Raw genomic sequence first — 20,720 nt, 5'->3', positions numbered from 1 at the left:
ACCAGGAGGACCGTCCATGGCGGTACCCAAGCGCAAGATGTCCAGAGCCAACACCCGCCTGCGCCGCAGCCGGTGGAAGGCGCAGGCCCCCAGCCTCGTCGAGATCACCGTGCAGGGGCGCACCCTGCGGGTTCCCTACTCGCTCGTGCCCGCCTACCGCCGGGGGCTGCTGCCCCCCGAATAGCGGTCAGGCCACGAGCACCCTCCCCGGGGACCGGTCCGCACCACCGCCGGACCGGTCCCCGGGCGCGGAAACCGCCGCGCGGACCCGGGGACACAGCGGTTGTCCCGCCGACTCCGCCGGATTCCGGCGCCCACGGACCGGACCTCCCGGTCCACCGGTGCGGCCACCGCGTGACCGCTGCACGGCATGACCGCCGACAGCGTCCCGGACACCGTCGAGGTCGCCCCCGGCCTCCAGGCCGTCGCCCGACGGCACCTGGGCGGCGACTCCCGGGTGCGCTGGATCCGCGAGGACGCGGGCGAGTGGCTCGGCGCCCCGCACGAACAGACCTACGCCCCCGTCTCCGCCGACTGTCGGCCGGGCAGGTTCAGCCGCCTCGACGAGGCGCTGACCTGGTGGCGCCGGGCGGCGTCCAACAGCGGGCCCTGCCGGGAGAGGGGAGCCCCGGGGGTGTCCGCGCCTCAGGCGGCCGCGCCGCCGGAGGGGTCCGCACCGGCGGCAGCGGGGACGGCGGCCACGACCTCGACCTCGACGACGGCGCCGGGAGGAACCAGGCGGGAGACCTCGACCGTGGCGCTGGTGGGCGGGGTACCGGTGAAGAACTCGGCGCGCGCGGCGCCGTACTCGCCGAGCCGGGACATGTCGGTGAGGAAGGTGCGGATGCTCACCACGTCGGCCGGTGACGCGCCCTCGGCGCGCAGCAGCGCGTCCAGCGACCGCATGACCGCCCGGGACTGCGTGGCCATGTCGCCGGGGGCGATGACCTCGCCCGACTCGTCCAGGGCGAGTTGGCCCGACACGAACAGCAGCGCGCCGCCGCCCAGGTCGACACGGGCCACCTGGGAGTAGAAGGGGCTGGCGGGGCCGGGGGCGTTCTCGGGGTTGCGCAGCGAGACGTTCAACGGTGGTCCTCTCGGATGGGGGCGGCGGGCGCCGGATCGTCCACGCGCCCGCGGCGGCCGCGTGGGCGGAGGCGCCGGTGGGCACGTCCCTGACGCTACGAGGACCCCAGCAATGCCACAAGCGAATGTCTAGCATGGGTGACATGTCGTTTCCGCATGCACTGAACACCGTCTGGCTCCAGGTCTTCACCACCGTGGCCAGGCACGGCTCCTTCACCGCCGCGGCCCGGGAGATGGACTACACCCAGTCGGCCGTCTCCCGGCAGATCTGCGCACTGGAGGAGGCCGCCGGTGCGCCCCTGTTCGACCGGCTGCCCCGGGGGGTGCGGCTGACCGAGCAGGGACGCGTCCTGCTGGAGCACGCCGAGGCCGTCCTGGAACGCCTCGAAACCGCCCACCGGGACCTCGTCGCCGTGAACGCGGCGGCGGTCGGCCGACTTCGGGTGGGGACGTTCGCCTCCGCCGGGGCCGAACTGGTCCCCACGGCGATCGCCGCCCTGCGCGCCCGCCATCCGGGGGTCGACGTCACCGTGCGGGAGGAGCCGAGCCCCCGCCTGGCGGCGGCGCTCGTCGCCGGTGACCTCGACGTGGCCGTGCTCACCCCCGCCGCGGGGGACCTGCTCGACGAGCTGGACCCGGAGCCGCTGTTCCACGACGGCGTGTCGGTGATGCTGCCCCGCACGCACCGGCTGGCCGACCGCGCGTGCGTCCGGCTGGGCGACCTCGCCGACGAGGACTGGATCGTGGGGCGCGACACCCCCGTGGGCCCCTTCGTGGCCGCCGCGCTGGACACCGGGTTCCGCCCCAGGATCAGGTTCGTGGTGGCCGAGTGGATCGCCAAGCAGGGCTTCGCCGCGGCGGGCCTGGGGGTGGCCCTGGTGCCGTCCTGGACCGCCGACGTGGTGCGTCCCGACCTCGCGGTGGTGCCGGTGCACCCCGACGACGTGCCGCCGAGGACGGTCTACACGGCCACCGCCCGCGGCGTCTCCCCGTCCCCGGCGGTCGCGGCCTTCCTCACCGTGCTGGAGGAGACCGCGGCGCGGGTGCGGGCGAACGCGTCGCCGTCCCCTCCGCCCGCGGGGCCCGGTGCCCGCGGGGGCGCGCAGGCCGATGCCGGGACGCCGGGGGAGGACGGGAGCCCGAGCCCCCACCGGCGGACCGGGTGAGAGGACGTCCCGCCCCGGAGGCTCCGGGAGCCGGTGGGACGGGCGGGGCGGGGCTCAGGCCGACAGCGCCCGCTCGTCCCGGTCGGCGTCCCGCGCGCAGGCGGCGGCCAGGTGGTCCAGGGACACCCCCAGCGCCGTGGCCAGGGCCGCCACGGTGAAGAAGGACGGGGTGGGCGCCCGGCCGGTCTCGATCTTGCGCAGCGTCTCCGCGGAGACCCCCGCCGCCGCGGCGACCTCCGCCATGCTGCGGTCGCCGCGCGCCTGACGCAGCAGCGCGCCGAACCGCTCTCCGCGCCGCCGTTCCTGTGGGCTCAGGGGAGTTCTCACCATGCGCCTATACTAATACCGGTATAAGAATTGGTCCCGGTGTGCGGGGAAGGAGCGGGACATGGTGGAGTTCAAGACCGGGTCGGCGCTGGAGGCGATGCGGGAGGCCGGGCGTGTCGTGGCCCGCGCGCTCGCCGCCGTGCGGGAGGCGGCCGACGTCGGGGTGTCCCTGCGGGAACTGGACGAGGCGGCCCGCGCCGTCCTGGCCGAGGCGGGAGCGCGCTCGCCCTTCCTCGGTTACCAGCCGCGCTTCGCCCCCACGCCCTTCCCCGCGGTGATCTGCACCTCGGTCAACGACGCCGTCGTGCACGGCGTTCCCACCGACCACCGCCTGCGCGACGGCGACCTGGTCAGCGTCGACTGCGGAGCCGAACTCGACGGCTGGACCGGCGACGCCGCGACCAGCTTCACCGTCGGCACGCCCCGCCCCGCCGACCTCGCCCTCATCAGCGCCACCCAGAAGGCGCTGGAGGCGGGGATCGCCGCGGCCGTCGTGGGCAACCGCATGGGCGACATCTCCCACGCCATCGACACCGTCGCACGCTCCGCCCGCTGCGGCATGCCCGCCCACTTCGGCGGGCACGGCATCGGTCGCCGCATGCACGAGGACCCTCCCGTGCCCAACCGGGGGCGTCCCGGCCGCGGCTTCCCGCTCCGCCCCGGCCTGGCCCTCGCGATCGAACCCATGTTCATGGCCGGAGGCGGCGACGACTACCGAGTCGATCCCGACGGCTGGACCCTGCGCACCGCCGACGGCAGCCGGGCCGCCCACGTCGAGCACACCGTCGCCGTCACCGAGGACGGCCCCCGCGTGCTGACCCTGCCCTGAGGCGGCGGGAGCGGACCGGTGGTGCCGGTGCCGCGGAGAAGGCGTGCCCGTCCCGGCGGGAGCGGCGTTCGAAGGCCTCGGCGGCGGCATGGTCGACCTCCTCGTGGAAGCCCTCCAGGCATCGGCGAGGAGCGGAGGCGCGCGCCACGGGATGGCTGGCGAGGCTGCCCGGGGCCTGGGCCGCCCGCTCGTACCGGCCGCGCGGGGGGCGCGGCTGGTAGGAGCGGAAGCCGATGAGGCAGCCGCCACCGATCGGGTACGCGGCGCTTCTTCCCCCGCCCGGGGCAGCCCGGTGCGGGACGGCGTCCTGACCGGCCGGAAGGCGGGAGCACCGGAACCCGGCACCGGCCACGGCCGACGAGGATGTCCGCCGTGCTGCCACAGACCGGCCCCGGCCGGTGTCTGCATGCCGAGACCAGCAGACGAGGAGGCGACATGGCCGGCAGCACCCGGGTCCCCGAAGCGGAGATCACCGGCGTCCACGGCGTCGTACCGAAGAGGATCACCAGGAGGATGTTCGGCGAAGTGCCCGAACCCCTCGAAGTGATGCGGCACCACCGGCCGGTGCTCAGGACCAGCCTCGGCCTCGGCCTGAAAGCCACCAGGTGGAACAGGTGCGACAAGGACCTGAAGTCCTACGCCCACATGGCGGTGGCATCCCTGACCGGCTGCGCCTTCTGCCTCGACCTGGGGTGCTTCCGGGCGCACAACGGGGGACTCGACGAGTCCAAGGCCCGCGAGGTGCCGCGGTGGCGGGAACCGGACGTCTTCACACCGCTGGAGCGCGACGTCATGGAGTACGCCGAGGCGATGTCGCGGACACCGCCGACCGTCACCGGCGAACTCTCCGCCCGACTGCTTGAGCGGCTCGGGGCGAGCAGGGCGCCTCACGTGGTCAGCGTCTCGGTCATCGGACACCCGCGACGGCAGACCGGTGGTACGGACGGTCGCCGCCCCGCGCCCGGAGGGCCGGCGCGGCGGCGGGTCACGGGGGCGGCGGTTCACCGGCGCCGCGCGCACCGGCCCTCGTCAGCCGCCCGCCCACCGCGGTGACGTGGTCGGCGAAGGCCGCGGGACGCTCGACGGTGAAGTCGAGTCCCGAGACGGCGAGGACCGCGGTCAGCCACTCGTGGGAGTCCACCCACGCCCGGTAGCGGCACCGGGCGTCGTCGACGACCTCCAGGGTCCCGTCGACCCGCGGCAGCCGCTCGGCCACGCGGGTGACGGGGGCGTCGAAGCGCACCACGGCCTCGTAACGCCGTTCCGAGGCGGAGAACGACCGGTTGAGCCAGCCGACGACGTCGGGGTCCGGCAGCGGCCGCGGCCGGAAGGTCGACGCCGACTCGGCGACCTCGCCGACCCGGTCCAGGCGGTAGGAGCGCCAGTCGCCGCGGTCGCGGTCCCAACCGAACAGGTACCAGCGGCGACGCAGGCGGACGATCCGGTACGGCTCGACGCGGCGGTGCGACTCCTCGCCGGAGCGGTTGCGGTGGCGGAAGGAGACCACGCGGCGGTGCCGGGCCGCCGAGGCGAGCCGGGCCACCACGGCGCGGTCCAGTCCGGTCCAGGTGTCGGGTTCGCTCTGCACGGACGCGCTCACCGCGTCCACGGTCCGGGCCAGCCGCGCGGGCAGCACCCGGGCCAGTTTCGCCGAGGCGCGCTCCGCAGCGCCGTGGGCGTCGGCGACGTCGACACCTCCCGCCGCCACCAGTCGCAGTCCCAAGGCGACGGCGACCGCCTCGTCGTCCTCGAACATCAGCGGCGGCAGGGCGCTGCCCGCGACAAGCCGGTAGTGGCCGCCGGGGCCGCGCAGACTCTCCACCGGATAGCCCAACTCCCGCAGCCGGTCGATGTCGCGGCGCAGGGTCCGCGGACTGGTCCCGGTCGCCTCCGCCAGGTCCGCGGCGGACCAGGGATGCCCCGACTGCAGCAGCGACAGCAGCCGCAGCATGCGCGCACCAGTGGAAGCCACACCACCTCCCCGACAGGTTGTGGCCGTTTCCTGACCACAATAGTCACTAGCGTGAAAGCCATGTCGGACAGATTCCGCCCCGATCCGTCCACGCACATCGTGGTCGTCAACGCGCGCACCAACAACCTGCGCGAGGTCACCGTCGCGGTCCCCAGGGGCCGCGTCACCGTGTTCACCGGGGTGTCCGGATCGGGCAAGTCGTCGCTGGTGTTCCACACGATCGCGGCCGAGGCCCAGCGGCAGGCCAACGAGTCCTACCCCTCCTTCGTGCGCAACCGGCTGCCCCACCACCCGAAACCGGACGCGGACCGCATCGACGGCCTGCACTTCCCGGTGGTCATCGACCAGCGGCGGTTCTCCGGCAACGCGCGCTCCACCGTCGGCACCGCCAGCGACATCGCCCCGCTGCTGCGGGTGCTGTTCTCCCGCGCGGGACGGCCGCACATCGGTTACTCCCCGGCGTTCTCCTTCAACGACCCGTCAGGCATGTGCCCACGCTGCGAAGGACTCGGCGAGGTCACCGACATCGACGTCGACGCCCTCATCGACCCCGCACGTTCCCTCAACGGCGGAGCGGTCCGCTTCCCCGCGTTCGCGCCGGGAACCTACCGCTGGAAGCGCTGCGTCCACTCCGGCCTGTTCGACCCCGACCTGCCGCTCGGCGACTACCCGCCGGACCGCTACGACCTGCTGCTCAACGCCGACGGCCACAAACCCCCGAACCCCGGCCCGGAGTTTCCGAGGACGGGCGTGTTCCACGGCGTCCTCACCCGGCTGCGCCGCGACTACCTCACCCGCACCCCCAAGCGCACCACCACCGAGGAACGCGCCGCGCTCGACCGGGTCGTGCGCCGCGCCACCTGCCCCGACTGCGCCGGAACCCGGCTCAACGACGCCGCGCGCTCCAGCCTCGTCGACGGACGCTCCATCGCGGACTGGTCGGCCACACCCGTCCGCGATCTGGTGGAAACCGTCCGATCGGTGACCTCCCCGAAGGTGGCCCCCGTCGTCGCCGAGATCACGTCCCGCCTGGCGGCACTGGACCGCGTCGGTCTCGGCTACCTCACCCTCGACCGCGACGCCACGACCCTGTCCGGCGGCGAAGCCCAGCGGGTGCGGCTGGTGCGCCACCTCGGCAGCTCCCTCACCGGACTGTGCTACGTCCTCGACGAGCCCAGCGCGGGACTCCACCCGCACGACGTGCACCGGCTCGCCGAACTCGTCAGGGATCTGCGCGACCGGGGCAACACGGTCCTGATCGTCGAACACGATCCCGACCTCGTCGCGGTCGCCGACCACGTCGTCGACATGGGCCCCGGCGCGGGCGACGCCGGAGGCACCGTCCTCTACACCGGCACCCTCGACGGCCTGCGCCGCGCCGACACCCCCACCGGACGCCACCTGCGGCGCACCCCCTCGGTGCGGTCGGACCCGCGCGTCCCCACCGGGCACCTGACCGTCGGGGGCGCGCGCGAGCACAACCTCAAGAACGTGACCGTGGACGTCCCCACCGGAGTGCTCACCGCCGTCACCGGCGTCGCGGGCTCCGGCAAGAGCACACTCGCCACCCGGGAACTGCCGCGCCGACACCCGCAGGTGGCCGTCATGACCCAGGCGCCCATCCGCGCGAGCGGCCGTTCCACCCCCGCCACCTTCCTCGACGTCCTCGACCCGATCCGGGACCTCTTCGCCCGGACCCACGGCGTGCCCGCCGCCCACTTCAGCGCCAACTCCAGGGGCGCCTGTCCGGAGTGCCGCGGCCGCGGCGTCGTCACCACCGAACTCGCCTTCCTCGACGACGTCGAGACCGGCTGCGAGGCCTGCGGCGGCACCCGCTTCAACCAGCGGACCCTCGGCTACACCATTGACGGGCGCACCATCGCCGACGTGCTGGGCATGACGGCACGAACCGCCCAGGACTTCTTCGCCGACACCGCTGCCCCGGCGGTCGCGGACGCCCTGGCCCGCCTGGACCGCGTCGGCCTCGGCCACCTCACCCTCGGCCGGGGCCTGGACACCCTCTCCGGCGGGGAGCGGCAGCGCCTGCGCCTGGCCCGGGAACTCGCCGGCGACACCCGCCACTACGTCTTCGACGAACCCACCACCGGCCTGCACGGCACCGACACCCAGCACCTGCTCGCCCTCTTCGACGACCTCGTCGACCACGGCCGCACCGTCGTCGTCATCGAGCACAACCTCGACGTGGTCGCCCACGCCGACCACGTCATCGACCTCGGCCCCGGTGCGGGCGACGACGGAGGAACCGTCACCTTCACCGGACCGCCCGCGCGACTCGCCGCAAAAGGCACCGGCCCGACCGCGGACGCGCTCCGCCGCTTCCTCAGGGGAGGACACCGGGCGCCATGTCACGGGCCCCGATCAAAATCCCCAGGTTGGTGAGGAACGTGACAACGGCGACGACCCAGCACATGGCGGTTCCGCCGACCAGGACCGCGTAACCGCAGCCCGCGATCACCGCCGCCGCCACCAGCAGACGCCACACCGGCGTCAGCCGCGTCGCCGGGGGCGTGACGGTCACCGCGGGACCCTCCTCCCGCGGGGAGTAGGAGACCTGCCGAGTCAGAGCCCAGGCACAGCCGACGACGATGACGGCGCAGGCCGCCAGGTAGCCGAAGAACACGGCCGCGCCGTCGCTCACCGCCGCCGAGGGCACGACCACGTACCCCGCCAGCAGCAGGGCCAGACCGGACAGCATGCGGATCCGCCGCCCCTGCGCGCCGAAGAACTCCGGGTCGCCCACCATCATGCCGCACAGCAGTACGCACAGCCCGAACACCACCACACCCGCGATGTCGGACCAGCCCAGCGGGGTCGGGGGCAGCACCGTCGCCGCGAGCGCGTACAGGGACGGCACAGCGGCCAGGCCCCACAGCGGGACCACCGCGCGGCGGGACAGGAACGGGGTGGAGGAGAGCAGCAGCACCGAGCCGACGAGGGCGGCGCTCCAGGACCAGGGGGAGACGCCGGTGAAGTCGTCGATCCCGCCCGACAGCAGCCGGGAGGCCAGCACCGGCAGGCACCCCAGCAGGACCAGGAGCGCGCCGATCCCGCCCGTGACCCTCGCCGCCGTGGAGGAGCGCCGCGGAGCGCCCGCCGCGGCCGGCGCCGGTTCCGGCCCGACCGGCGGGAGCGGCGGGGGCGGTGCGTCTTCGCTGTGCGGACGCGCCGACGCGGGCAGCGGCGGCGGGAGGGGCGGCGGTGCGTCTCCACTCCTCTCGGCCCCGGTGGCGTACACCGACTCGTTGGCCCGCCACCGCCCCCCGGAAAAACGCCGGAACTCCTCCTCGACCTGCCGCGCAAGCGCGGGGGACAGGCCGACGGTGCAGACGAGGTACCAGTCGCCGTCACTGCGCGACATCACCGGACGGTAGGGGGCATCAGGCGTCAACAGCACGTGCACGCCGTACAACCGGGTGTCCAACCCGAGCCGCCGGGTCCGCCGGACCGCGACCTCCTCCACGTGCCGCCACTCGTAGCGCACGGCCCGGCCGCTCTCCCGGCAGGACACGGCGTCCCCGGTGAGAGTCAGCACCGTCGTGGCCCGGGGCAGCAGGAAGGCGACAACGGCGACCGAACCGCCGAAGACGACGAAGAACGCACCGGGCGCCCACGCGTACGGCAGCGCGGCCACCCCCTCACGCACCACCGCCTGCACGGTCACCAGGGCGGCCGTGGGCAGCAGGAAGAGCAGCGCAGCCAGCGCGATCCGGCGCTTCTTCCACCGCAGGCGCACCCCGCCCGCGAAGTGGGTGACCGCCCCCTCGGGCAGCACCGGTCGCCGCGCGGTCCGGGCCGGGACGCGCCCGGCCAGCCGTTCCTGCAACCGCACGTTCCGGAACTGGTGGACTCCGCCCACCCTGCGCAGCACACCGTGGCGGTGGGCGTCGCCGAGGAAGCGCATCAGGGACCACGGCGCCCGGCCGGTCACGGCGAAGGCCGCCCTGGCGACCAGCCAACGGGACCACGGGGTGACCAGGACGAGCATCGCGGCCGCACCCAACCAGGCCATGACCCCCGCAGCGACCCCGTGGACCAGCCCCACGCCCAGGCCGATCACGGAGCAGGTCACGGTCAACGAACGCAGGACCGCGGTCCGCTCGTCCGCCAGCAGCGACTCCGGGGTCGTCGGCTCCTCGGAACCGGCGGAGGGGGCCGCGAACAGCAGGGCGAACGCCGTGGCGGCCACCAGACCCAGCGGGACGGACACCCCCCTCGCCCCCACGAACGGCAGGTACTCCACGAAGCACAGCACGATCAGGAACAGCAGCGCGAGCACGAGCAGGACCCGCCACGGCGTCGTCGCGTGCAGCGCCGACCGCAGCGCCGCCCCGGGGCGGCGCAGGGACGCCCTGCGCCGCGGCTCCCCGAACCGGTAGCCGAACCAGTGCTTGGCGCACAACTGCACGGCCAGCCCGAACACCAGGCCCATGGTCAGCGAGTTCTGCAGCGACAGGACGGTGAGAAGGCGTCCGGGCCACTCCTCGGGCGCGCGGTCCAGCACGAGCTCCCGGAACCACACGGCCGCCTGCGAGACCAGCAGCGCCGCCGCCACCAGGACCAGCGGGAAGACGACCCGGGGCAGCGGCGCCGTGTGCAGCCGCCACCACGCCAGCTCCGTCGTCTCCCGCCGACCCGCGTGCCGCGCCAGGTGGGCCAGGTAGCGCCGGGCCCGGTGGGGACGCCACCGCCGGGGCGGCTCCCACCGGTCGTGGGAGGGCAGCTCCCCGGTGAACACCGCGGGCACGAAGCGGTCGAGCAGGTGGTCCTCGACCGCCGCGCGCGTGGGAAACCGCGAGGTGTCGGCGAGTTCGGCGGGTGTGGTCGTCACCCGCTCGTACACCCTGCGCGCCAGCCACAGCATCAACGGGGTCGACAGGGCCCGCGCCGCAGTCCCGTCGGGGCGCTCCCGCAGCTCCTCCAGCAGGGGACGCCACCGCCGCGCCGCCTCCGGGGACTCCGGACGCAGGTAGGCGGCGGCACCGGCCGCGTCCACCGGCCGCGCCTCCACCACCGAGGCGCACGACAGCACCACCTCGCGGCGCAGCGCCCGGAAGGCGTCGGTCCGGGAGGTGAGGATCAGCGGAACCTCCCGCCCCGAGCGCGGGGAGCGTACCCGCAGAGCGCGGTTCAGCGACCGCACCGCGGCGGAGCGGTGCTCCTGGGGCATTTCGTCCAGGCCGTCGAGCACCGGAAGCAGCAGGGAGTCACGCCACAGCGCGTCGGCGGGATGGCGGCCGTCCACGCGGGGCAGCCCCGGGTAGTCCTCACGGAGCCGACGGGTCAGCCAGGCAGCGAAGTGCTCGCGGTCCGGATCCCAGGAGGCCAGGGAGAACAGGACCGGTACCGGAGCCGACCGGTCCGCCCCGGAAGCGGTGGACGCCAGCCTGCGCTCCAGCAACTCCAGCATCAGCAGCACCGCCAGGGTGGTCTTGCCCGATCCGGCGTCGCCGAGGACGGCCAGCCGCCGCTGCCGCAGCCCCAGGAAGGCGGAGAGCAGACCGTCGAGCCGGTCGCCGCGCCCGTCCACCGATCCGCCGGCGTGTTCGGGGGGAGCGGAACGCTCGAAGTTGGCCCGCCAGCGCACCGGGATCACGGCGGGCGCGCTGACGTCCCAGGCCGCCACCTCCTCACGCCACTGGGTGAACAGCGTCGCGGCGAGCGCGTCGGCGGCGCTGTCCACGGGGCGGGGGCGCGGCGACGCGTGGTAGTGGATCTCACCGTAGTTGTCGCGCATCTGCACGAGGAACTCGGCTTCCCCGTGGAAGACGTTGAACGTGTCGCCGGTGGAGGGGGGAGGGTGGTTCATCTCTGGTGTCCGGGCGGGCCGGTCCTCGGAGCGGACACGGGCGAGAAGACGGGGACACGGCGGTTGCCGTGGCGTGGTGGCAAGGACACTAGCGGACCGCGAACGGCTCTACGGCGGGTTCCGGAGAAGGCGAGGGGACGGTTTCGGTGCCGCGCCGGTCAGCCGGGCGCGGCGAGTCTGCGGACGAAGCGGTGCAGGTGCGGGTCGAGGGTGCGCCGCGGGTGCGGTTGGCGGTGGGGAACACCGGCACGGGGCCGACGTCCGGCAGGGGCGGGCGGTCAGGGCGAGTTCCTCGGCGCACTCGCGGACCACGGTGTCCCAGGGGTCCTCACCGGGTTCGACGTGGCCGCCCGCGGGCGGCCGCAACCCGGCCCGGCGGCGCGCGACCAGCAGCAGTTCGCCGCGTTCGGGCTCACGCACCACGCAATAGCAGACCAGGTGGACCGGTGGCACGTCCGGCCTGGCGACGCGCTACAGCGGCGCGCCGCTGTGTCGACCCAGGCCAGCGTCTCGGCGCGGTGGGCCTGCTCCACCGCGCCGAAGGGCGTGACGCGCGCGACGGGCGCGCGGACCGCGTGGCGGCCCGTCCCGAACCCCTCCCGGAGCCGGACCCGCATTCGCCCCAACGGTAGGGGACCGGACCGGCCGGGGCGGGAGGACACGGAAGACCGGGAGCACACGCCGGACAGCGCCCGGAGCGCGGACCGCCGCCGGTGCCGGTCACTCCCGGACGCCGCGTCCCGGGCGCACCACGAGCCACAGCGTGATCATCCCGGCGCCCAGGAAGAAGTGCAGCCAGTCGTCGGCGTTGTTGACCGGGACGAAGTTCGCCTCGGGCGGGACCGGGCCGAACAGCTCCTGCACGGTCGTCAGGTCGATGAGCAGCCCGTACAGCCACAGCACCAGGTAGACCAGGCCGCCGACGAGCAGGTAGAGGCGCGCGGTCTTCGCGCCCAGCCAGGCCGCGGCCAGCCCGGCGACACCGAACAGCAGGTGCACGAGGTTGTGCAGCACCGACACCTGGAACACGCCGAACAGCTTCGCCCGCGACTGGTGACCGGCCAGCTCCATCGCGCCGTAGTCGGTGGTGATCCCCGGAACGAACCCGAGGATTCCGACCAGGAGGAACACCGCGCCCAGCACCGCGGCCACGAGCCGGGCCGGACGCCGAGTCGCATCCGCGACCTCACGGGTTCGACTGCCCGCCATGACGACCTCCGAAATGTCGACTGGATCCGCCCCTACCCGGAAGCGAGGGCGCGACACGGCGGCCCGGGCCCCGCCCCGGCCCGCAGGAGTAGCCCACGGGACGACTCCGCGTGAGAGAGTGACCGCATGACCACACAGCGGGAGCGAGACTCGGACGCCGACAGCAGCCCCGACACGCCCGAGGCCCGCGCGCTGCGCGAGGCGATGGTCGACCGGGTCCTGGCCTGGCGGGCCGAACTCGGCCAGGGGTTGGCGGACAACGTCCGCGACGCGATGCGCGCCGTGCCCCGGCACCTGTTCACACCCGGGGCGTCGCTGGAGGAGGCCTACGCCGACGACGTCGTCCGCATGAAGCACGGCGCCGACGGCACCGTGCTCAGCTCGGTGTCGGCGCCGTCCGTCGTCGCCCTGATGCTCGACCAGTTGCGCGTCGAACCCGGGCACCGGGTGCTGGAGATCGGCTCGGGCGGCTACAACGCCGCGCTGCTGGCCGAACTGGTCGGCCCCGACGGCGAGGTCACCAGCGTCGACATCGACCCCGACGTGGTGGCGCGCGCCCGGGCCGCGCTCGCCGCGACCGGGTACGACCGGGTGCGCGTGGTGTGCGGCGACGGCGAGTCCGGGGCGGCCGAGCGCGCACCGTTCGACCGGATCGTCGTCACCGTCGAGGCGTGGGACATCCCCCCGGCGTGGGTGGAGCAGTTGGCCGGCGGCGGGCGGCTGGTGCTGCCGCTGCGGGTGCGCGGACTCACCCGGTCGGTGGTCCTCGAACGCGAGGGCGACCACCTGGCCGACCGCGGCTACGAGCTGTGCGGTTTTGTGCCCATGCAGGGGGCGGGGGAGCGCCGGGAACGACGGGTTCCCGTCCACGGCGAGCCCGGCGCGCGGATCGAGCTGCTGCTGGACGACGACCGCGACGTCGACGCCGAAGCGCTGAGCGCGGCCCTGGCGGGGGAGCGGGCCGAAGCGTGGTCGGGGGCGACGGTGGGCCGCATGGAGCCGTTCGACGACCTGGACCTGTGGCTGGCCAGCAGCCTGCACGGGTTCTGCCGCCTCACCGCCGAGCAGGGAGCGCTCGACCGCGGCCTGGTCCGCCCGTTCTGGCCGCGCGGCAACCCGGCCCTGGTCGAGGACGGCGGTTTCGCCTACCGCGTGCTGCGCCTGGTCGCCCCGGACAGCTCCAGGCACGAGCTCGGGGCCTACGCCCACGGCTCCGACGCCCAGCGGGTCGCCGACCGCTTCGTCGAGCAGGTCCGCGTCTGGGACCGCGACCACCGGGGATCACGGGCCCGCTACACCGTCCATCCGGCACACACCCCCGACGAGCACCTGCCACGGGGACTGGTCGTGGACAAGCGCCACACCAGGATCACGCTCTCCTGGCCGTGACCAGAGAGAGAAGCCGGATCCTGGCGGACCTGGGGCAGCTTCGTGTATGTGGAGTCAGTGAAGGTAGCAGATCAGCTGCAACGATGTGTACGCAGACAGCATTTCATTGGGCTATCGCCTGGCGAGGGCGACGGATAACCAGTAGCACTACGATCGCTACGAGCGTCATCCACGTTTTACCAAGCACCTGGCCGGCCAGGAATTCTAGAGTGCCGAATGCCAGCCACAGAAACAGCACTGAGTCGAGAAACAACCCAACCGCGTTAGACACGGCCACCGCTATGACCAAGCCTCGCTTACGGAGCGGCGTGTACACAACCAAGTCGGCGATCTCAGAGAACAGGAAGGCTGCTGCCGAGGCGATGGCGAGTTCGGGAGAGAACGCTGCTGACAGGGCCGCGCCAACAACAATGGCAGCCAGAGACCACCGCCACGATGTCGCGTCTTGAAGTAGATCCCGCAGCACCAGTGCAAGACCTACCAGGTAAACCCCGGCAGGCGCAGCCAAGCCGAATCCGACAGGTAGCATGCCAATGTAGGCGACAGCCAGGTTCGCACCAATCACGGTCGCGGTGTAGAGACTCCACAGAACTAGGGCACGGGGGGTGAGGATCATCAAGGTGCTCCTTCGGGGGATGGATACTCACCGAACTACGGGAGAGACGGATTCTCCCCCGAGACCTGCGGACCTGCAGTTCACTCTCCTTGATAGGTACAGCCGGAAGTGCAAGTTTCGCGTACGGTGACAGCGGACAGGGCAGGCAGCACTGGCCGCAGGCGCTCCCAGATCCAACGGGCCAGATTCTCGCTCGTCGGGTTCTCCAATCCGTCGAGTTCGTTGAGGTAGTAGTGGTCGAGTCGGTCCCGGATCGGTTTGAACGCTCGCTTGATGTCCCCGAAGTCCATCACCCAACCGCTTTCTGGATCAACGGGGGCGTCGACGTGGACGATGACGCGGTAGGAATGCCCGTGAAGGCGGGCGCATTTGTGTCCTTCTGGGACCCTCGGCAGTCGGTGTGCCGCCTCGAAGCCGAATTCTCGGAAGATCTCCATCTAACGGATTCCTAGATATTTGTGTGTCTGCAGGGAGAGCGTCCAGCGCGGATTCTTCAGACAGTACTCGATAGCAGCTTGTGTGTTGACCTCGAGTTCGGGACCGTCCATAGGCTGCAGACGAAAGAACCTGAAGTCCAGTTGCTCAAATTTGGTCGGGTCACCGCCTTCCTGAGGGAAGACGAGTTTCAGTTCGTCACCTTTGGTGACGACGAGTTCGGCGCCGATCTTGGGGCTGACGCAGAGCCAGTCAATCCCACGTGGAGGGCGACGTGTGCCATTGGTCTCCACCGCCACCTCGAAGCCTCGTGTGTGTAAGGCCTCGACGGCGGGTTCGTCCAACTGGAGTAGGGGTTCGCCCCCGGTGCAGACGACAAACCTGTGGTCAGTGGAGACTGAGGGCCAGGCCTGCGCAACGGCGTCGGCCAGTTCGTCCGCAGTGGCGAACCGACCGCCGCCCACCCCGTCGGTTCCTACGAAGTCGGTGTCGCAGAACTGGCAGATCGCCCGATGTCGGTCTTTCTCATAACCAGTCCACAGATTGCAGCGGGACATGCGGCAGAAGACGGCGGGACGGCCCGTGTGGGCACCCTCTCCCTGCAGGGTGTAGAAGATCTCCTTGACGAGATATCCCATGGTCAACCGGCCTGGTAAGGAATGGGATCGATAAACCCGGCTTCGGTGAACCCCTTGAGCCGCAGTAGGCAGGTGTCACACCTCCGGCAGGATCTGCCCTGTTCGTCGGGGTCGTAGCAGCTGAAGGTCAGGGAGTAGTCCACGCCCAACCGCACTCCCTCGCGGATGATGTCCGCCTTGGACAGGGTGATCAGAGGGGTGTGCACGGTGATACGCCCTTCGCCCTCGATGGCTGCCCGGGTGGCAAGGTTGGCCATCTTCTCATAGGCCGCGATGTACTCGGGGCGGCAATCGGGGTAGCCGCTGTAGTCCACCGCGTTGACGCCCATGAAGATGTCCTGGGCACCGACCACCTCGGCGTAGGCCAGGGCGAAGGACAGAAAGATGGTGTTGCGGGCCGGCACGTAGGTCACCGGGACGGCTGCTGCGTCGAGCTCCTCCACGCTGCCGTGCTTGGGAACTGAGATCTCGTCGGTCAATGCCGAACCACCGAAGACCCGCAGATCGATGTCGGTGATCACGTGACGTGCCGCGCCCATGGCTTGGGCCACCCGCTTGGCGGCCTCCAGTTCGAGGCTGTGCCGCTGCCCGTAGCGAAAACTCAGCGTGTACGGGGTGAAGCCCTGCTCGCGGGCGATGGCCAACACGGTTGTTGAGTCCAGACCGCCGCTGAGTAGTACGATTGCGGGTCGTTCCATGTCTCTCGCCCTCCAGTTGGCTGCGGACCAGTCATGATCCTATACGCGCTAACTCCGAGGTAGAGTGATCCACATTAAGTTCGAGTTGGCGAATTGAGGAGCCGGAGATTGTGAGGCAACTATCACTTGTAGTTACCTGCACAGATCGCAAGATGGCGCGTCCGGCTCCCGAACTCCTGGCTCGGAATCTCCCCGAGGGCAACGTTGACCACCGTGTGGCAATCTGGGACAAACGTCTTGGCGAAGTACCGAGGAGTTTTTCACTCGCCCAGCTCTACCAGGGAGAACACTGGGTCCAAGTGCGCGTTCTGGTGGAGACCGCGGTCTCGGCCGGACTCTCTCCCCAGCTGTGGGTCGCCTCTGCCGGGTTGGGACTCCAGTCGGTGTCCAACACCGCACCTCCGTATGCGGCGACTTTCGGGGCTCGGCACGCAGATTCCGTCGCGTCGACCAGAACGGAGCGAACCCGGTGGTGGGGCCGTCTCCAGGAAGCGCGTGGAGCCACCACACTCAGCGAGCTAGCAGATCAAGGTCCCGCTCTCTTGGTGCTCTCAGAGCCCTACGCGGCCGCGATGCACGACGAACTGCGCGCCGCAGGACAGAGAGGCGACGACGTATTGCTGATCGGTGGGGAACGTGACATTCCCGGTATTCACCGAGTGCCTGCCAACGGTGCACTGCGGGGAGCGCTGGGAGGCACACTCACCAGCCTGAACGTACGTATGGCCGCTTCCTGGCTCAAGCATTGGAGGACGGGACGTCCACTCGTCTCCGCCGAGACCGCTGCCTCCTGGAAGAGGTGGGCCGCCGCCGCGGAGCACCACGAGCGCTATCAGCGGACTCCAATGACGGACGAAGAGATTCGAGAGTTCATACGGACGGAGTCAGCGAGGAACCCCGGCTACTCCCGAACCAGACTCCACCGGTTGCTGCGGGAGAGCGGCAGAGCCTGCGAACAGAAGCGGTTCGCTCTTCTGTACGCCGCGACGATGGAAGAGTGATGTCAGGTCTCGTTCTGAAGCGTAGGGCACTGAAGATTCACCAGCACCCGAACATCCCGCTCTATCTGTTCACACTGGCCGCAGAGGAGATCAACCAGGTAGCAGATGTGGCACGCATCTCCCGGGACGAGGCGGGAAAGCTCATCGGCTACCAGCGGCCGGAAAAGAAGCAGCACGTGCGGCAGATCCTGGAGTACCTTGACAGCGACGAGGTGCTGTTCCCCAACAGCCTGATCCTGGCGTTGCCAAACAGCGTCCGGTTCCGGTCCAGTCCTGGCCCCGCCGCCAGTGACGGGTTGGCCACCAGTGGCACTCTGGAGATCAGGCTCCCGGAGTCACCGGGGGAGCCCAGACCGGCCTGGATCGTCGACGGTCAACAGCGCAGTCTCGCTCTCGCCCGTACCCGACACAACCGACTGCCCGTCACCGTCGCGGGATTCGTCACCGAGGACCTGACCACCCAGCGTGACCAGTTCCTCCGGGTCAACACTGTCTCCCCACTTCCATCCAACCTGGTCTCAGAGTTGTTGCCCGAGGTCTGGATGCCACTGCCCGCCAAGCTCTCTGCGAGGAAGCTGCCCTCCGCACTGGTGGACGTTCTCAACCAGGACGCGGACTCGCCACTGCGAGGCATGATCAAACGCGCCTCCACCAAGACGGAGGACCGCAGCCAAGCGGTGATCAAAGACAACAGTTTGATGACCGCCATCGAAGAGTCGCTGAACTCCTCGGCTGGCGTCCTGTTCCTCCACCGGAACCTGTTGAACAACACCACGGATACGGCGGCAATTCTCAGGGTGCTTGCCACCTACTGGGCGGCGGTCCGTGACACATTCCCCAATGCCTGGGGACTGCCGCCTACCAAGAGCCGACTGATGCACGGGGTGGGAATCCGCGCCATGGGACGCCTGATGGATCGTGTGATGGCCAACGTCGATGTGACGGCCGAGGATGCAGTGGAACGCACCTGCGCGGAGTTGGCACTGATCAAAGGGAAGTGCTGCTGGACCCACGGTCGGTGGCAGGCCCTCAACGTCAACTGGAACGAACTGCAGAACACCCCTCGCCACATCAGCACGCTCTCCAATTACCTCATCCGCGAGTACGTTCAGACGAAGGCGAAAACGTCGTGAGATTCTATTTTCCTGATAGCCAGGACCTGGTGAGTCCGACCTACGACTTCCTCACTGATGAGTACTCGCCTGTCCGGGTGCGGCAGCGGGACGATCAGTACGCCCACGAGGTGGTCACGCCAATCCCTTACAACGGCATACTTGTCAGCAAGGCCATCGTCGACGGAGGAGAGCGCAAAGCTGGCAAGTACACCGAACCCCAGCGTGCCAGGCTCTACCGCATGGGGGTACGAAGGTTCTTCCGACTGCCTCCCGAGATAGTGACGTTGGGTGACTGTGGTGCCTTCAACTACATCAACGAGGAATATCCGCCGTACAACGTCGCCGAGGTGGTGGACTTCTACGAAGAGTGCGGCTTCGACGAGGGTGTCAGTATCGACCATGTGATCTTCGGTTACGAGTCTGACGCAGACGAGAAACAGGCCGATCCGGCGTGGGTGAAACGTCGCCATATCTCTTTGGACCTCGCCGAGGACTTTCTGGCTGAACTCCGCAAACGCAGGTCCCGGCTCATTCCGGTCGGTGCCGCGCAGGGCTGGAGTCCGGCCAGCTACGCGGACAGCGTGAACCGGCTGCAGCAGATGGGGTATCGACGCATCGCTCTTGGGGGAATGGTCCCACTCAAGACTGCGGAGATCCTGGCATGTCTGGAAGAGATCGAGAAGATTCGCGCCCCCGAAACTGAACTCCACCTGCTCGGGATCACACGTGTGGAGAGCATGGAACTCTTCGCGAACTTCGGCGTGCGCAGCTTCGACAGTACGTCGGCCTTCCGGCAGGCGTTCATGGATGACCGAAACAACTACCACACTCGCGACTCCATGTTCACCGCGGTCCGGGTCCCCCAGGTCGACGGCAACCCCGCACTCAAACGTCAAATCCTTTCCGGAGCGGTGTCCCAGGCGGAAGCGGTGGTTGCGGAACGTGAGTGCTTGCGCCTGCTACGTGGATACGATCAGGGAAACGTGCGGATCGACGACGTCCTCGACGCGCTCGTGAACTACGAGCGGATTGTCAACACCTCTAAGAAGAGAAGTTACATCGACCTGTACCGGCGCACGCTCGAAGAAACTCCATGGAAGTCGTGCTCCTGCGCTCTGTGTCAGAAGCACGGGATCGAGATCATCATCTTCCGAGGGTCGGAGCGGAACAAGCGCAGAGGATTTCACAACCTCACGATCTTGAGGTCCAAGATGAACGACATTGATTTCGCCTGACAACAACCCCTCAACTATTTCACGGCTCGACCTGGGAGAAGACGTGGCTGACCAGTATTCGCTCCGGATCCCCGCCCTGGAAGTGCACCAGGGAAAGCGGCGGATCTACTGCTTCGCCATCGACGGCAAGAAGTTGCACAGCTTCGCCGCCGTGTCCCGCGTCCGGCGGGATAAGGAGGAGCGACTGCAGGGCTATCAGCGTCCCGAGGTACTCAGTCACATCCGAGCCATCCGTCGCTACCTGGAGTCGGATGGGGCCATGATGCCCAACGCCATTGTCCTGGCCTTCGACTCGAGGGTTACTTTCGTCGGCCACGGTCAGACGGGCAGCGTCGACTACGCCATTCCCGGAGAACTGGTGATCCCTGTCGACGAGTCGTTGCCCGAGGAACAGAAACCCGCCTGGCTTGTGGACGGCCAACAGCGCAGCGCCGCTATCCGTGATGCCGATCTGGCGGAGTTCCCCGTGGCCGCCGTCGGTTTCATCGCCGACAACGTGGAGGAACAGCGCTCCCAGTTCATCCTGGTCAACTCCACCAAGCCATTGCCCAAGGGCCTCATCCACGAACTGCTGCCCGAGACCACCGGTCACCTGCCGCCCGCCTACGTTCGACGCAAACTTCCCGCCTACCTGATGACCCGGCTCAACATCGACGGCGACGGGCCCTTCTATGGCCTTGTCGCCAGCCCTACCGCACCCGACGGCTACATCAAGGACAACAGCCTGCTGAAGATGCTGGAACACAGTCTCTTCGAGGGTGCGCTCTACCAGTACCGCAATCCCGTCGACGGCAGCGGCGACGTCGAGCGCATGCTGACCCACCTGAAGGGGTTCTGGGGACTGGTCAAAGAGATCTTTCCCGACGCCTGGCGTAAACCGCCGCGCCACTCCCGACTCACCCACGGCGTTGGCATCCAGGCGATGGGGTTCGTCATGGACGCCCTCACCGATGAGCTGCCCGCAGAGGGAGTGCGTTGCATCAGGGTACGCGACGCCCTGGAGAGCCTGCGTCCGCACGTCGCCTGGACGGAGGGCACGTGGCGGTTTGGGGAGGACGACGAGCAGAAGTGGAACAGCCTGCAGAACACACCCAACGACGTGCGCAAGCTGACCACCCACCTGCTGCGGGTCATCCGGACAGCGGAGACCCGGGGGTGACCCGGTGGGGCTGGGTGC

General features: G+C 70.1%; 20 protein-coding genes. 10 read left to right on the top strand and 10 right to left on the bottom strand.

Annotated elements, in window-relative coordinates:
• Window positions 1-16 precede the first annotated feature (16 nt).
• Window positions 17-184, top strand: coding sequence for a 50S ribosomal protein L32 (gene rpmF / locus NI17_RS08170; RefSeq protein ID WP_068690596.1), 168 nt, complete (start codon window positions 17-19; stop codon window positions 182-184).
• A 461-nt stretch (window positions 185-645) separates the two neighbouring features.
• Here rpmF and NI17_RS08165 read toward each other — a convergent pair whose 3' ends face one another.
• A complete protein-coding gene (locus tag NI17_RS08165; RefSeq protein ID WP_068690594.1) occupies window positions 646-1,086 on the bottom strand; it encodes a RidA family protein in 441 nt (146 codons plus the stop codon).
• A gap of 143 nt (window positions 1,087-1,229) precedes the next feature.
• Between NI17_RS08165 and NI17_RS08160 the strand changes: the two genes are divergently transcribed.
• The gene (locus NI17_RS08160; RefSeq protein ID WP_199860006.1) at window positions 1,230-2,252 is read left to right on the top strand and encodes a LysR family transcriptional regulator; all 1,023 of its coding nucleotides are present in this window, start codon (window positions 1,230-1,232) and stop codon (window positions 2,250-2,252) included.
• Window positions 2,253-2,306: 54 nt separating this feature from the next.
• On the opposite strand, the gene NI17_RS08155 is transcribed toward NI17_RS08160, so the two are convergent.
• Window positions 2,307-2,582, bottom strand: a complete 276-nt coding sequence (locus NI17_RS08155; RefSeq protein ID WP_068690586.1) for a helix-turn-helix domain-containing protein — start codon at window positions 2,580-2,582, stop codon at window positions 2,307-2,309.
• A gap of 58 nt (window positions 2,583-2,640) precedes the next feature.
• Here NI17_RS08155 and map point away from each other — a divergent pair, with 58 nt between their 5' ends.
• Window positions 2,641-3,408, top strand: coding sequence for a type I methionyl aminopeptidase (gene map / locus NI17_RS08150; protein ID WP_068690584.1), 768 nt, complete (start codon window positions 2,641-2,643; stop codon window positions 3,406-3,408).
• A 435-nt stretch (window positions 3,409-3,843) separates the two neighbouring features.
• A complete protein-coding gene (locus NI17_RS08145) occupies window positions 3,844-4,461 on the top strand; it encodes a carboxymuconolactone decarboxylase family protein (protein ID WP_068690582.1) in 618 nt (205 codons plus the stop codon).
• Here NI17_RS08145 and NI17_RS08140 read toward each other — a convergent pair.
• Window positions 4,394-5,380 (bottom strand): helix-turn-helix transcriptional regulator, encoded by a 987-nt coding sequence (locus NI17_RS08140; protein WP_243597663.1) that lies wholly within the window; start codon window positions 5,378-5,380, stop codon window positions 4,394-4,396. The genes NI17_RS08145 and NI17_RS08140 overlap by 68 nt on opposite strands.
• Window positions 5,381-5,440: 60 nt before the next feature.
• On the opposite strand from NI17_RS08140, the gene NI17_RS08135 reads away from it, so the two are divergent.
• Window positions 5,441-7,780, top strand: coding sequence for an ATP-binding cassette domain-containing protein (locus tag NI17_RS08135; protein WP_068690576.1), 2,340 nt, complete (start codon window positions 5,441-5,443; stop codon window positions 7,778-7,780).
• Here NI17_RS08135 and NI17_RS08130 read toward each other — a convergent pair.
• From NI17_RS08130 to NI17_RS08125, 3 genes are all read right to left on the bottom strand, one after another.
• Window positions 7,722-11,207, bottom strand: a complete 3,486-nt coding sequence (locus tag NI17_RS08130; RefSeq protein WP_068690574.1) for an NACHT domain-containing protein — start codon at window positions 11,205-11,207, stop codon at window positions 7,722-7,724. The two genes, NI17_RS08135 and NI17_RS08130, sit on opposite strands and share 59 nt — an antisense overlap.
• 108 nt (window positions 11,208-11,315) lie before the next feature.
• Window positions 11,316-11,627: an NUDIX domain-containing protein gene (locus tag NI17_RS24645; RefSeq protein WP_211329500.1), complete on the bottom strand. Its 312-nt coding sequence runs from the start codon at window positions 11,625-11,627 to the stop codon at window positions 11,316-11,318.
• Window positions 11,628-11,927: 300 nt separating this feature from the next.
• Complete coding sequence (locus NI17_RS08125) at window positions 11,928-12,416, bottom strand: DUF4383 domain-containing protein (protein WP_068690572.1); 489 nt, start codon at window positions 12,414-12,416, stop codon at window positions 11,928-11,930.
• A 126-nt stretch (window positions 12,417-12,542) separates the two neighbouring features.
• Here NI17_RS08125 and fxlM point away from each other — a divergent pair, with 126 nt between their 5' ends.
• Window positions 12,543-13,805 carry a methyltransferase, FxLD system gene (gene fxlM / locus NI17_RS08120; protein ID WP_068690570.1) on the top strand — a complete coding sequence of 421 codons (1,263 nt, stop codon included), beginning with the start codon at window positions 12,543-12,545 and terminating at the stop codon, window positions 13,803-13,805.
• Between the two features lie 103 nt (window positions 13,806-13,908).
• On the opposite strand, the gene NI17_RS08115 is transcribed toward fxlM, so the two are convergent.
• The 4 genes from NI17_RS08115 to queC form a co-directional block, all read right to left on the bottom strand.
• Window positions 13,909-14,421, bottom strand: coding sequence for a VUT family protein (locus tag NI17_RS08115; protein ID WP_068690568.1), 513 nt, complete (start codon window positions 14,419-14,421; stop codon window positions 13,909-13,911).
• Between the two features lie 80 nt (window positions 14,422-14,501).
• Window positions 14,502-14,858, bottom strand: coding sequence for a 6-carboxytetrahydropterin synthase QueD (queD, locus tag NI17_RS08110; protein WP_068690566.1), 357 nt, complete (start codon window positions 14,856-14,858; stop codon window positions 14,502-14,504).
• Window positions 14,859-15,494: a 7-carboxy-7-deazaguanine synthase gene (queE, locus tag NI17_RS08105; protein WP_068690564.1), complete on the bottom strand. Its 636-nt coding sequence runs from the start codon at window positions 15,492-15,494 to the stop codon at window positions 14,859-14,861. It abuts the gene before it with no gap.
• Window positions 15,495-15,496: 2 nt separating this feature from the next.
• Window positions 15,497-16,192: a 7-cyano-7-deazaguanine synthase QueC gene (gene queC / locus NI17_RS08100; RefSeq protein ID WP_068690562.1), complete on the bottom strand. Its 696-nt coding sequence runs from the start codon at window positions 16,190-16,192 to the stop codon at window positions 15,497-15,499.
• A 542-nt stretch (window positions 16,193-16,734) separates the two neighbouring features.
• Between queC and NI17_RS08095 the strand changes: the two genes are divergently transcribed.
• The 4 genes from NI17_RS08095 to dbpB (NI17_RS08080) are packed head-to-tail and all read left to right on the top strand — an operon-like array spanning window position 16,735 to window position 20,702.
• Entirely contained in the window at window positions 16,735-17,193 is a 459-nt protein-coding gene (locus NI17_RS08095) for a hypothetical protein (protein ID WP_211329499.1), read from the top strand.
• Window positions 17,193-18,326 carry a DGQHR domain-containing protein DpdB gene (gene dbpB, locus NI17_RS08090; RefSeq protein WP_068690558.1) on the top strand — a complete coding sequence of 378 codons (1,134 nt, stop codon included), beginning with the start codon at window positions 17,193-17,195 and terminating at the stop codon, window positions 18,324-18,326. The genes NI17_RS08095 and dbpB (NI17_RS08090) overlap by 1 nt, the downstream gene beginning before the upstream one ends.
• A 29-nt stretch (window positions 18,327-18,355) precedes the next feature.
• Window positions 18,356-19,543, top strand: a complete 1,188-nt coding sequence (gene dpdA, locus NI17_RS08085; protein ID WP_211329498.1) for a tRNA-guanine transglycosylase DpdA — start codon at window positions 18,356-18,358, stop codon at window positions 19,541-19,543.
• 43 nt (window positions 19,544-19,586) lie between these two features.
• Window positions 19,587-20,702, top strand: a complete 1,116-nt coding sequence (gene dbpB, locus NI17_RS08080) for a DGQHR domain-containing protein DpdB (RefSeq protein WP_068690556.1) — start codon at window positions 19,587-19,589, stop codon at window positions 20,700-20,702.
• The last annotated feature ends 18 nt before the right edge of the window (window positions 20,703-20,720 follow it).

Origin of the sequence: Thermobifida halotolerans (assembly GCF_003574835.2) — a bacterium.
Taxonomy (GTDB): Bacteria; Actinomycetota; Actinomycetes; order Streptosporangiales; family Streptosporangiaceae; genus Thermobifida; species Thermobifida halotolerans.
The sequence above is the reverse complement of the archived record's forward strand: the minus strand, read 5'-3'. Positions and strand labels throughout refer to the sequence as shown.